The organism is Paludifilum halophilum (assembly GCF_002245355.1).
In the GTDB taxonomy this organism is placed as follows: Bacteria; Bacillota; Bacilli; order Thermoactinomycetales; family DSM-45169; genus Paludifilum; species Paludifilum halophilum.
The window spans coordinates 175,986-188,829 of sequence record NZ_NOWF01000003.1 but is presented as its reverse complement, the minus strand read 5'-3'; the positions used below and the strand labels follow the sequence as shown (position 1 = coordinate 188,829).

Annotated in this window: 12 protein-coding genes; all 12 read left to right on the top strand. The window is 52.3% G+C overall.

Annotated features, from left to right (window positions below):
• Nucleotides 1-19 precede the first annotated feature (19 nt).
• On the top strand, nucleotides 20-958 hold the full coding sequence (gene mdh / locus CHM34_RS06080; RefSeq protein WP_094263703.1) for a malate dehydrogenase: 939 nt from the start codon (nucleotides 20-22) through the stop codon (nucleotides 956-958).
• Nucleotides 959-1,407: 449 nt separating this feature from the next.
• Nucleotides 1,408-2,118: a response regulator transcription factor gene (locus CHM34_RS06075; RefSeq protein WP_094263702.1), complete on the top strand. Its 711-nt coding sequence runs from the start codon at nucleotides 1,408-1,410 to the stop codon at nucleotides 2,116-2,118.
• Nucleotides 2,115-3,857 carry a two-component system histidine kinase PnpS gene (gene pnpS / locus CHM34_RS06070; protein WP_094263701.1) on the top strand — a complete coding sequence of 581 codons (1,743 nt, stop codon included), beginning with the start codon at nucleotides 2,115-2,117 and terminating at the stop codon, nucleotides 3,855-3,857. The genes CHM34_RS06075 and pnpS overlap by 4 nt, the downstream gene beginning before the upstream one ends.
• Nucleotides 3,858-3,979: 122 nt before the next feature.
• Entirely contained in the window at nucleotides 3,980-4,939 is a 960-nt protein-coding gene (locus CHM34_RS06065; protein ID WP_240511900.1) for a PstS family phosphate ABC transporter substrate-binding protein, read from the top strand.
• A 103-nt stretch (nucleotides 4,940-5,042) separates the two neighbouring features.
• Entirely contained in the window at nucleotides 5,043-5,978 is a 936-nt protein-coding gene (pstC, locus tag CHM34_RS06060; RefSeq protein WP_094263700.1) for a phosphate ABC transporter permease subunit PstC, read from the top strand.
• On the top strand, nucleotides 5,978-6,925 hold the full coding sequence (gene pstA / locus CHM34_RS06055) for a phosphate ABC transporter permease PstA (RefSeq protein ID WP_094263699.1): 948 nt from the start codon (nucleotides 5,978-5,980) through the stop codon (nucleotides 6,923-6,925). Before pstC ends, pstA begins: the two co-directional genes overlap by 1 nt.
• Nucleotides 6,926-6,946: 21 nt before the next feature.
• On the top strand, nucleotides 6,947-7,732 hold the full coding sequence (gene pstB, locus CHM34_RS06050) for a phosphate ABC transporter ATP-binding protein PstB (RefSeq protein WP_094263698.1): 786 nt from the start codon (nucleotides 6,947-6,949) through the stop codon (nucleotides 7,730-7,732).
• 19 nt (nucleotides 7,733-7,751) lie between these two features.
• Nucleotides 7,752-8,408 carry a phosphate signaling complex protein PhoU gene (phoU, locus tag CHM34_RS06045; RefSeq protein ID WP_094263697.1) on the top strand — a complete coding sequence of 219 codons (657 nt, stop codon included), beginning with the start codon at nucleotides 7,752-7,754 and terminating at the stop codon, nucleotides 8,406-8,408.
• 246 nt (nucleotides 8,409-8,654) lie between these two features.
• Complete coding sequence (locus tag CHM34_RS06040) at nucleotides 8,655-9,707, top strand: CHAP domain-containing protein (protein ID WP_094263696.1); 1,053 nt, start codon at nucleotides 8,655-8,657, stop codon at nucleotides 9,705-9,707.
• 311 nt (nucleotides 9,708-10,018) lie between these two features.
• Entirely contained in the window at nucleotides 10,019-10,666 is a 648-nt protein-coding gene (locus tag CHM34_RS06035) for a hypothetical protein (protein ID WP_094263695.1), read from the top strand.
• 123 nt (nucleotides 10,667-10,789) lie between these two features.
• Nucleotides 10,790-11,773: an ABC transporter ATP-binding protein gene (locus tag CHM34_RS06030; RefSeq protein ID WP_094263915.1), complete on the top strand. Its 984-nt coding sequence runs from the start codon at nucleotides 10,790-10,792 to the stop codon at nucleotides 11,771-11,773.
• Nucleotides 11,770-12,765 (top strand): ABC transporter ATP-binding protein, encoded by a 996-nt coding sequence (locus CHM34_RS06025; protein WP_094263694.1) that lies wholly within the window; start codon nucleotides 11,770-11,772, stop codon nucleotides 12,763-12,765. The genes CHM34_RS06030 and CHM34_RS06025 overlap by 4 nt, the downstream gene beginning before the upstream one ends.
• The last annotated feature ends 79 nt before the right edge of the window (nucleotides 12,766-12,844 follow it).

The following is a 12,844-nucleotide window of genomic DNA, read 5'->3' as shown; positions in this document are numbered from 1 at the left end:
AAGTGGGAGGAATCCATCGATGTCGATCCGCAGAAGGAAAATCTCCGTCATCGGCAGTGGTTTTACCGGAGCGACGACGGCTTTAATGCTGGCACAGAAGGAATTGGGGGATGTTGTTTTGGTGGATATCCCCCAAGCGGAAGGGCCGACGAAGGGGAAGGCCCTGGATATGCTGGAAGCGAGTCCGGTGGAAGGTTTTGATGCGAATATCATCGGCACGACGGATTACACCGAAACAGCGGATTCGGATTTAGTGATCATTACCGCTGGCGTCGCCCGGAAACCGGGGATGAGCCGGGACGACCTGGTCAGTACCAACGCCAAGGTGATGCGTTCCGTCACAGAACAAGTCGTCAAACACTCCCCGGACTGTATCATCCTCGTTCTGACCAATCCGGTGGATGCCATGACCTACGAGGTGTACCGGACCTCCGGCTTCCCGAAACATCGCGTAATCGGACAATCCGGTGTACTGGATACCGCCCGGTTCCGTACCTTTGTAGCCCAGGAGTTGAACCTTTCCGTGGAAGATGTGACAGGGTTCGTATTGGGCGGTCACGGCGACGATATGGTTCCTCTGGTTCGCTACTCTTATGCGGGAGGCATTCCCTTGGATCAATGGTTGTCCCAGGAACGCCTCGATGCGATTGTCGAACGGACACGTAAAGGCGGAGGCGAAATCGTCGGCCTGTTGGGCAACGGAAGTGCATATTACGCGCCGGCGGCATCCCTGGTACAGATGGCTGAAGCGATTCTCAAGGATAAACGCCGTGTTTTACCGGCCATCGCTTATTTGGAAGGTGAATACGGCTATCGGGACATGTACCTGGGTGTGCCTGTCATCCTCGGAGGCAACGGTCTGGAAAAAATCATCGAACTGGATTTGTCCGAAGAGGAGACGAAGGCATTGGACCGATCGGCGGAATCCGTCCGCAATGTGATGAAAATCTTGAACTGACGGATCGAGGCGAGGGGTCGGAATCCTTTCCGTCCCTCGCTCTCTGCAAGAACCTTTATGTAAGCGCATACAAAACGAGTCAGCAAGACAGCGCCTTTACGGGCGTTTTTTTTGGACCAATGACAGGGGCTTGTAACCGGGTTACCAATCCCTGTAGTATGAGGAGTGAATGAAGCCGTCACAGTGAGGGAGAATATGCGTGATATTTCACTGGCGTCCTTTCGTTTGAAGGCAGAGGGTTTACAACAGGGCGTGTCTGGTCAATCGTCAAAGTAGCTGGGTGCCGATTTCCAGTGTAGCGACCTTTGCACTCAAGGGAGCACAAGTCGCGCCTTGGGTCGCTCCGCTCCCCGGTCTCGCTATGCCCGACAATCGAGCGGAGTTTTATCGTTCATGATCAGATACGCCCGAGGATCGACATGGGAGAACGTTGAAGCGGAGGATGAATGATGGACAAAAAAGTGCTGGTTGTGGATGATGAGCCTTCAATCGTGAAACTGGTCCAATTTAACCTGGAAAAAGAAGGTTATCAAGTGGTTGTGGCGACCGACGGACAGCGTGCGCTTAGCAAGGTGAAGCAGGAGAAGCCGGATCTCGTGGTTCTCGACCTAATGTTGCCCGAGGTGGACGGACTGGAAGTGTGCAAGCAGTTGAGACGCGAAAATCGACAATTGCCGATTCTGATGTTGACGGCGAAAACGGAGGAATTTGACAAAGTGTTGGGGTTGGAGCTGGGGGCGGATGATTACATGACCAAACCCTTCAGCCCCAGAGAGCTGGTCGCCCGGGTGAAGACGATCTTTCGCCGGATGGAAGCGGTTCGAGAGGGTGCCGTTCACGAGTCGAACAAAGAATTTCGAGTCGGGGAACTGGTGATTGATCCGGAAGGATATGAAGTCCTGCGAAACGGGGAAATCGTGGACTTGACACCGAAGGAATTCGAATTATTGATTTATCTGGCCAACCACCGGGGAAGGGTTTTGTCCAGGGATCAGCTTTTAAATGCGGTGTGGGATTATGACTATATCGGGGATACCCGGATTGTGGATGTCCATGTCAGCCATCTTCGGGAAAAAGTGGAGGTCGATTCCCGCAATCCCGTCTACATCAAAACTGTTCGGGGAATCGGTTATAAATTCGAAGGTCCGAAGGAGGCATGAGGACGCTCCGGTCGCGCTTAACAGTCATGTTTCTCCTTCTGATCGGGTTGTCGATGCTGGGTTCGGGTTTTTTTGTCGCCCTCCTGCTGAAAGCCTCCTCCATCGACTCATTGGCTGATCGCTTGGGCAAGGAAGGAGTTTTGCTGGCGGATACGATCAACTGGATGGATCGCAAGCGACCGGAAGATTTGCAGAAACAGGCGGAACTCTACGGGCATTCCCTGGATGCCCGGGTTACGCTGATCGACCGGGAAGGTCGGGCTTTGGCGGATTCGGAAAAAGACCCTGCAGAAATGGGAAACTTGAGTCGGTTTCCTGAAGTGAAGCGGGCCCTTCAAAACCGGACAGAGGACGGCTTTAACCGAGTGACCACTGCCGATCGGTTGGATGTGTTTATTCCGGTTCAGAGAGAGAATCGGGTACGGGGAGCGGTCCGACTCTCTTTGGATTTGCAGGATGTCAATCAATCCTTGAGCCAGGTCTGGGTATCCTTGATCGGCGGGCTGGCCATGGCCTATATCGCCGCTGTCCTGATCGGTTCCCGGTACGCTTCTAAGATTACCCGCCCCCTCGAAGAGATTACCCGGGTGGCGTCGGATATCGCCCGAAATAAGTTTCATCGCCGCATCCCTGTTACCAAACGAGACGAAATCGGGCGGCTGGCGTCAGCGATCAACCGCATGGCCGCGAGTTTGAAGGTTCAGCTGGAAACCATCCGCAAAAGTGAGCGGCGTCTGACCAGTGTCATCGAAACCATGGACAGCGGTCTGTTGATGGTGGATTCCGATGAAAGGATTATCCTGGCCAACCAGGCGATCCATCGCTTTTTCAACCTGAAGACCTCCCAGTTGTTGCGTAAGCCCTTATCCGAACGGGCTGTGTTTCACGATTTGTACCATCTGTATCTCCGGTGCAAGGAGAGTGGGGAAAAAGTAAGCGAGGAACTTCACATCTATTTTCCTGAGGAACGGATCCTTGAGGCCAATCTGACACCGGTCTGGGGAGAGACCGGGATAGGGGTAGTCGCCGTTCTCCACGATATCACTGCGATCCGTCACCTGGAGCAAATGCGGACGGAATTTGTGGCCAATGTTTCCCACGAGCTGAAAACGCCGGTCACCTCGTTGCGGGGGTTTGCCGAAACCCTTCTGGACGGGGCGGCCGAAGATCCGGAAATGCGTCGGGAGTTTCTCGAGATCATCCACCATGAAAGCCTGCGCCTGGAACGGTTGATCGGTGACTTGTTGGATCTTTCCAAAATCGAATCGCGCAAAGTTCGTTTGAACCTGGAAGAGGTCCGAGCAGACGATCTCATCCAACGAACCGTACGAACAATCGAGAAACAAATCCGCCAGGAGGAGCTGGATTTGCATCTGGAATTAGAAAAATCGTTTACGGTGCGGGTGGATCAGGACCGCTTTTCGCAGATTTTGATCAACCTTTTGTCCAATGCCATGTCTTATACCCCCGCAGGGGGGAGTATCACACTGTCTGCGGGAAAGGAAGAAAAACAGTGGTGGGTGCAAGTGGCAGATACGGGGATCGGTATCCCTGAAGAGGATCAGCCGCGCATTTTCGAGCGCTTCTACCGGGTTGACAAGGCCCGTTCCCGGGAATCCGGAGGGACCGGGCTGGGTCTGGCCATTGTGAAGCATCTCGTTGAGGCCCATCATGGAAGCATCCATTTGGAAAGCCGACCGGGAGAGGGGACCTGTTTTACCCTCTACTTCCCGTTGTAGGCTTTTTTTTTGGCTTAACAAAACCTTTACAAAGGGTTCATGGTGAAACAAAACTCTACCACTATAGTAGGAAGTGAACATGAGCAGTAGGACTTAAACCATCTCTAGGGGGAAACGCTGGTATGTGGATGAAAAGTCTGAAAGCAACCGGAGCCGTGGTATTGTCCCTTTCCCTGATCGTGGGTTGCTCTTCCAATGCGAATCAAAGCGGAGGTAACGACGGCGGGGACGACCTGTCCGGTAATATTAAAATCGACGGATCCAGCACCGTTTATCCGATCACCCAAGCGGTTGCCGAAGAGTTTATGAAGGAAAATCCCGGAGTGCAAGTGACTGTATCCACTTCCGGGACCGGCGGAGGTTTTGAGAAGTGGACCCAGGGAGAAACCGACATCAACGACGCTTCCCGTCCGATCAAGGATGAAGAGAAGGAGGAAGCGGAAAAGAACGGCATCGAACCGGTGGAAATTCCGGTTGCATACGACGCCCTCACTGTGGTGGTCAACAAAGAAAATGACTTTGTGGACAAAATGACCATCGAACAGCTGAAAAAGCTCTGGGAACCCGACAGCAAGGTGGAAACCTGGAAAGATATCAACCCGGAGTGGCCGGATGAGCCGGTGAAGCTGTACGGTCCGGGAACTTCTTCCGGTACCTTTGACTACTTTACCGAAACGGTATTGGAGACCGACGGCAAGAGCCGGACCGACTACACCGCCAGTGAAGATGACAACACCTTGGTGCAGGGAGTGGCCGGTGATAAAAACTCTCTCGGATACTTCGGCTTCTCCTACTACCTGGAAAACAAGGACAAACTGAAACCCGTCAAGATCGTTAATGACGAAGGAAAAGCAGTGGAACCCAGCATCGAAAATGTAAACAACGGCTCCTACAATCCCCTGTCCCGACCGATCTTTATCTACGCCAGTCCCAAAGTAATGGAGCGTCCGGAAGTGCAAGCCTTCATCGACTTTTACCTGAAAACCGGGAATGAACTGGTGGAAGAAGTCGGATATGTGAAGTTGCCGGAGGACCAACTGAAGGAATCGAAGGAGATTGTAAAGGAAGCGACGAAAGAATGATCCCCGATATGGCGTGATGAGATGTGGCGTCCCGCATTCCGGGCCTCGGGCCGGAATGCCCGCCACATTTTGCCATGTTCAGAAAAGGAGTGAATATTGAGAAATGGCTATACCCTCCGGTCACCCCAATCATTCAGAGTTTCGCCGGCAGCAAACCTGGCGAACGACCATGGAACGGATGATCCCGAAGATTCTGCTCTTATGTGCTTTCGTATCCATTTTAACCACAGCGGGTATCCTTTTTACTCTGTTAAAGGAGACGACTACTTTCTTTCAAGAGGTTTCTCTGAAAGAATTTTTCACGGCGAAGGAATGGACGGCACTATTCAGTGCGGAACAGCAACAATTCGGAGTCATGCCCTTGATTGCGGGGACACTTCTGGTAACGGGGGTTGCGGCGGTGGTCGCGATTCCGATCGGGTTGGCCAGTGCGATTTACCTCAGTGAATACGCCCCGGACGGGCTGCGCCGGGTGGTCAAACCGATTCTCGAGGTGTTGGCGGGGATACCGACGATCGTATACGGTTTTTTTGCCCTAACTTTTGTGACTCCCCTGCTTCGTACTTTCATCCCGGACCTGGGAGTGTTTAATGCCCTCAGCGCCAGTATAGTCGTTGGAGTGATGATTATTCCCATGATCGCTTCCCTGAGTGAAGATGCCATGACTTCCGTTCCCCGGGGCATGCGGGAGGCGGCTTACGCCTTAGGCGCCACCCGGTTGGAGGTGGCGACCAGGGTTGTGGTTCCCGCCTCCCTGTCGGGGATCGTCGCCTCCTTTGTACTTGCGCTGTCCCGGGCGATCGGGGAAACGATGATCGTCACCATTGCCGCAGGTGCTACACCGGCACTCACCTTCAATCCGACAGATACGATTCAAACGATGACGGCTTATATCGTTCAAGCCGCCTCCGGCGATATCAGTTATGGAAGCCTGGCCTATAAATCGATTTACGCGGTGGGAATGACCTTGTTTTTGTTTACCTTTGTCATGAATATGCTTGCTCAATATGTATCCCGCCGCTTTAAGGAGGATTACTGATGTCCGCTGAAGAGACCATCACCGGTAAATCCGCAGGGAAACTCAACCATGCCCGGAAACCGACTGAAACGAAAGGGGGGACTTTTGGCGGAAGTGCTGGACGGGTGAGCTTTCGCCGCTGGAAAAATCGTCTCGCCCACGGGTTGTTTTTGTCGGCGACACTGATAGGAGTTATTGTCCTCATCATCCTTCTAACTGATATCGTCGTTCAAGGGTGGAGCCATATCGATGCGGATTTCTTTAACCACTTCGGATCACGCCTGGCGGAAAACGCAGGGATTAAAGCGGCTTTTTGGGGGACGATCTGGGTGATCGGTGTCACCGCTCCGATGACCTTTCTCCTCGGGGTGGCAACAGCGATTTACCTGGAAGAGTACGCTCCGAAAAATGGGTTTACTCGTTTTATCCAACTCAACATCAGTAATCTGGCGGGAGTTCCTTCCATTGTCTTTGGGATTTTGGGATTGACTCTGTTTGTCCGGGAGTTCGGATTGGGCCGAAGTGTTCTCGCCGGGGCGCTGACATTAACCCTGCTGATCCTGCCCATCGTGATTGTCGCCTCCCGGGAAGCGATCGCCAGCGTTCCCGCTTCCCTCAAACAAGCGTCCTTCGCGATGGGAGCGACACGTTGGCAGACAGTACAAAAGGTGGTTCTTCCCTACTCTCTGCCGGGGATCCTGACTGGAACGATTTTGGCTTTGTCCCGGGCGATCGGTGAGACGGCGCCTCTGATCATGATCGGTGCTGTCACCTATTTAGCCTTTACCCCGGGGTATGTGTTGGATCCTTTCACGGTTTTACCGATCCAGATTTACAGCTGGATCAGTGAGGCGAGAACGGAATTTCATGATTTGGCCGCGGCGGGAATTATCGTTCTGCTGGTCATGCTCTTGTCGATGAACGCTTTGGCCATTTATCTGCGAAATAAATTTCAGAGAAAAAACTGATCGTGAAAAAACGATCCATGAATGAGGGGGATTGAGTTGATACAAACGGCGAACCAAACCAACATCGCGGTTGAAAAACTGAATTTGTATTACGGGGCGAACCATGCCCTGAAGGACGTATCGGTCGATATCGGGGAAAAGTCCGTCGTCGCTTTGATTGGACCCTCCGGTTGCGGCAAATCCACCTTCCTCCGCTCGTTGAACCGCATGAATGACATGATCGACAGTGTGCGCATCGAAGGTTCGATCCGCATTCTGGGGGAGAATATTTACGACAAAAACGTGGATGTGGAAATGTTGCGCAAGCGGGTCGGGATGGTTTTCCAGGCACCGAACCCTTTCCCGAAAAGCATTTATGATAACGTCGCTTATGGTCCTCGAATTCACGGGATTCGCGACAAAAAACAACTGGATGAAATCGTGGAGAAGAGTTTGCGGGGAGCCGCGCTGTGGGATGAGGTGAAGGATCGGCTGAAAGATCGCGCCACCGGTCTTTCCGGCGGTCAGCAGCAACGAATCTGTATTGCCCGGGCTTTGGCGGTGGAGCCGGAGATTTTGCTGATGGATGAACCGACATCCGCTCTGGATCCGGTTTCCACCGCCAAGATTGAAGAACTGATCCAGGAATTGAAAAAGGACTACACGATTGTCATCGTCACTCATAACATGCAGCAGGCGGCGCGGATCTCCGACAAGACGGCCTTTTTCCTTATGGGTGAGCTGGTGGAATACAACGACACCGAAAAATTATTCTCCAATCCGAACAACAAGAAGACCGAAGACTATATCAGCGGACGGTTTGGATGATCAAAGGAGAGGAATTTCGATGAGCCGATCATTTGATCAGGACCTTAGAGAAGTGAAAACTTTTCTTCTCGATATGGGAGAAAAGCTGGAAATTGCGATTGATAAAGCCGTTCGGTCCTTGTCCCGATTGGATGACGGGATGGCCCGGGAAGTCCTGCAGAAAGATCCTGAAATCGACGAAATGGAGGGTCGGATCGACGACAAGGTGGCCGCTTTAATCGCCACTCAACAGCCGGTGGCCAAGGATCTGCGCAAGCTCATCGCTGCGATGAAGATTTCTTCGGATATGGAGCGGATGGCGGATTTAGCCGCCAACATCGCGGAAACGACAATCCAACTGGTGGAAAGTGACCAGAAGTTATTCAAAGAGTTGGTCGATATTCCACGCATGGCCGGAATTGCGCAGCGAATGGTTCATGACGGAATCAACAGCTTCATCGATGGCAACGTCAAATTGTCGGAACAGATGGCGGAAACCGACGACGAGGTCGACCAAATGTATGAATCGGTCGTCAAGGAATTGATGGAGCGAATGATCAACGAACAGCAATTTACCGAGGTCTCCTTGCGCCTCTGCTTTGTCGCCCGATACCTGGAACGGATTGCCGATCACGCGACCAACATCGCCGAAAGTATTGTCTATATCGAAACGGGAAAACGGGTGGACTTGAATTGAATTTCAGGTGAATGTCGTCCCCTTCCAAAGAAGGACTCGCTGTTTGATCCGAAAAAAGAACTATATCTTCTGTCGCATTGACAATTTCATGGAAAAAAGCCAACAATAAAACCGTATGCGTTGTGCATGCGGTTTTTTTGCAAACCCATTTATAGTATATTGAAAAATGGGTGAAGCCTGTACTCGGTATTTTTGTGTCATTTTATCAAGAGAGCATGATTCGGCTCTGGTAGAAGGAGGGACGCCATGAGGCGAAAATGGGTTGCAACCGTCCTGGTTGCCAGCTGTACGGGCTTGGTTTTTAGCGTGGTTCCGTTGCAACCGGCCTTTGCGGACAGTAAAGAAGACCAGAAAAAGCAAGAGCTGAAAAATATCCAGGAAGAAAAAGAAGACGTTAAAAAGACCATGGACGATCTGAAAGAAAAGATCGGACCCAAAAAAGAAAAGGTTGTCGAATTGGAGAAAAAAATCTCCGAGACGAACAAAAAAATTGCCGAAGTCGAGAAAAAGCAGGAAAAGAATGAAGAGAATCTGAAATATTATAAGCAAGTTTTTAAAAAACGTCTCCGAATCATTTACCAAAACGGTGAAATGGGTTCCATGCAAGCTCTTTTTGAATCCGATTCCTTGGAGGATTTTCTGGAGCGTTTTGAAACCCTGCGATTGATTGTGGTTCGGGACAAGACCTTGTTTAACAAATATGACTCCATCCGTAAAGAACATGAGAAGCTGAAAGAGGATTTAGTGGCTTTAAAAGAAGAGCAGAAAAAAGAAGCGAAGGAAACCCGGAAGATCTATCAAGACGTCAATAAGGATATCGAAAAAGCCCGGGAAAAGCTCGCTTCTTTGGATCAAAAACAAAATTCGGTGAAAGCGGAACTGCGGAAACTGACTATGGTCAGTGCCAGTTTGTATCCCTTTAAGTATGCGAGTACGGCTGGGGTGGATGCTTGGGGTTTTTACAACCGTCAATGCACTTCCTTTGTTGCCTGGAGGATGAACCAGCGGGGGATCAATTTTACCAACACCATGCGGGGGGGCCGATGGGGCAACGCGACCAACTGGGATGATAACGCCCGTGCCTTGGGTTATCGCGTCGACCAATCGCCGTCCGTCGGTGCGATCGCCCAGTGGAACGCCGGAGTCGGCGGTGCCAGCAGTGCCTACGGTCATGTGGCTTATGTCACGGGTGTCAATGGTTCCATGGTCACCATCGAAGAATATAATCATAAGCCCTACAGCTTTTCTAAGCGGACCATTCCCGCTTCCCAGGTTAGCAATTTTATCCATATCAATTAAAAATCGTTATGATTGCCGTCTCGGAAATCCGGGGCGGATTTTTTATCTGCCTGTTTGGGCCGGGAAGTCAGGCGTTTATTGAGCTGCAGGGTCATAACCATGCACGTGCGGAGATGTTTTGTCATAGAGTGGAATGACCCGGTTCCTCACACCATAAATCTAGTCATATAAGCTGAAACAGGCCTGTTGATCATTCGGTGATGGGTTGAGGAATAGGGGTGTCGTGTTCTGCTTCAGCGACTATTGCCACCCGATTCGGAAACACGACTTCTCTCTCGCCTAAAATAGGGCCTGAAGGGTGAGGGCTGGATATGAACGAATTTCTGGTATGGACGACCTGGATTCTCTTCGGGGGAATGCTTTTGCCTGTCGCCATCGCCGGCCGGCGCACCCCGCAGACGGAGATGGTATGTGCAATGACGGTGGGGACGGTTGTCGGATGGAGTGTGGGGATCTATCTGCCGATTGCGGCGGGAATTTCGTTTTTTTATGCCACAGTGATCGCGATGGGAGCCGGAACCGTTGCCGGTTGGGTTGCCGGTTGGCGCGGCGGGATCCGGGGTGTTCTTGAGGGATCCGTCTCCGGTTGGATGGGGGGAATGATGGGACCGATGCTGGAAGAGATGGTTTCCCCCCGATATGTTCCAACGCTTTTTCACCTGACTTCCGTTCTGGTTGCCGGAAGTTTTTTTCTGGTTTATTTGCTTCTCGATCCTGTTTCTTCCGTGTTGCATCAAAGGCGGGAGCTTGTATGGCGGAATCGTCCCGTTGTCTATTTGCTTTGGGTCTTGTGCTTTTTGCTCAGCAGTCACTTTTATCCCCTGTCCGCAAGCGAGGAGAGCCCTGGACACCTTCACGGAGGGGGGCAAACATTTTGGTATGAACCTTTTGTCCCCACTCCTTTGTCTGTCGGAGAATCTGTCGAAGGGAATCGCGCCTGCCATGGATGTGAATGTTGAGGGAGGATTGCTAGTATAAAAGGAGAATATTTATGAAGTTCGATTTAGTAAAAATAATGGTAGTTATCCGTCTATTTAACGGCCGAAACACCGAGGAGATGGGGTGTGAATCGTTTGACAGAAATGACAGCATTATTACACATCCGCAATTTGAAGACGTATTTTTTCGGTGATGATGGGACAGTGCCTGCCGTGGACGGGATCGATTTTTCTATCGGCAAGGGAGAGACCCTGGCGCTGGTGGGCGAATCGGGATGCGGCAAGAGCTTAACTTCTTTGTCTGTGATGGGCCTGGTTCCCGGTACGGGTCGGATCGTTGAAGGGGAGGTTCTCTTGGAAGGAGAGAATCTGGTGGAAAAAACGGAAGAGGAGCTGTCCCGTATTCGGGGGAATGAAATCTCGATGATCTTCCAGGAACCGATGACCTCGCTGAATCCGGTATTGACGGTGGGCGAACAGATCATGGAGGGGTTGTTGCTTCATCAGCGTCTCTCCAGACAGGCGGCCCGTGAGCGGGCGGTCCAGATGTTGAAGCTGGTCGGATTTCCCCGGGCGGAAGCGATCATGGACGAATATCCCCACCAGCTGTCCGGCGGCATGCGACAGCGGGCGATGATCGCCATGGCTGTCGCATGCAACCCCAGGCTGTTGATCGCCGATGAACCGACGACAGCCCTGGACGTAACCATCCAAGCGCAGATTTTGGACCTGATGCGGGATGTGAAGGAGAAGTTGTCCACTTCGATTCTTCTGATCACCCACGACCTGGGAGTGGTGGCGGAGATGGCCGAGCGGGTCGTCGTCATGTATGCGGGCAAAGTGGTGGAGGAGGCGGAGGTACAGGATCTGTTCGACCAACCGGCACACCCATACACCGAGGGGTTGATCCGGTCCGTTCCCAGCCTGGATGAGGAAAAGGAACGCCTTTACTCCATCGAAGGAAATGTTCCGTCACCGGATCGGCTTCCCAAGGGGTGTCCATTCGCTCCCCGCTGTTCCGAGGCATGGGAGAAGTGTTTGCAGAAGGAGCCGGAACTGATGGAAATCGGTCATGGCCGCCGGGTCCGTTGTTTTCTGTATGATCCGGAGGAAGGAGGCAGTCGATGAGTGAAAAAGACTTACTCGAAGTGAAAGAATTATGCAAATACTTCCCGGTCCGCGGTGGATTGTTCAAGCGGGTGGTCGGACATGTTCGTGCAGTGGATCAGGTCAGCTTTACCGTTCGAAAAGGGGAAACCTTCGGGTTGGTGGGAGAATCCGGCTGCGGCAAATCGACGACGGGTCGTACGCTGCTCCGTCTATTGAAGCCGACAGAGGGCCGGGTTTTGTTCGAGGGGGAGGATGTCGCCCGCTTGTCCCGGATGCGATTGCGCAAGTTGAGGCGGGATATGCAGATGGTGTTTCAGGATCCTTACGCATCTCTTAACCCGACGATGACCGTGGGTCAACTGCTGGAGGAGCCGATGAAGATCCACGGCATGTATGGAAATCGGGAAAGAAAAAGGATGGTGGAGGAGCTGATGGATACCGTCGGTCTCGATACCGGCTATGCTCAACGATACCCTCATGAATTTTCCGGCGGACAGAGACAGCGAATCGGGATCGCGCGGGCTTTGGCTCTTCGCCCCAAGCTGATTATCGCTGATGAGCCGGTCTCCGCTCTGGATGTTTCCATCCAGTCTCAGGTGCTCAACCTGATGGAGGATTTACAAGCGCAATTTTCTTTAACTTATATCTTCATTTCCCACGATTTGAGTGTGGTAAAGCATATCGCCGAACGCATCGGTGTTATGTATCTGGGCCGGATGGCGGAGATCGCTCCCAAAAAGAAGCTGTATACATGCCCGGCTCACCCGTATACGGAGGCTCTGCTGTCGGCGGTTCCGGTTCCCAATCCGAGCTTGAAACGGGAGCGGATCGTCCTTCAGGGAGACACACCCAGCCCGGCCAACCCGCCGCAGGGGTGCCCTTTCCATATCCGCTGTCCCAAGGTGTTCGACCGGTGTCGAGGAGAGCGGCCCGAGCTCCTGCAGATCGGGGAGGATCATTATGTCGCCTGTCACCTCTACGACAAGGAGTCGAGGTCCAAGGTGGTGTGACTGTCGGGGGACGGAAAGGGGGTGATCGCGATCTAGGAACGACGGCATGATGATGGGACTCATCCGAATCCGACAGAAC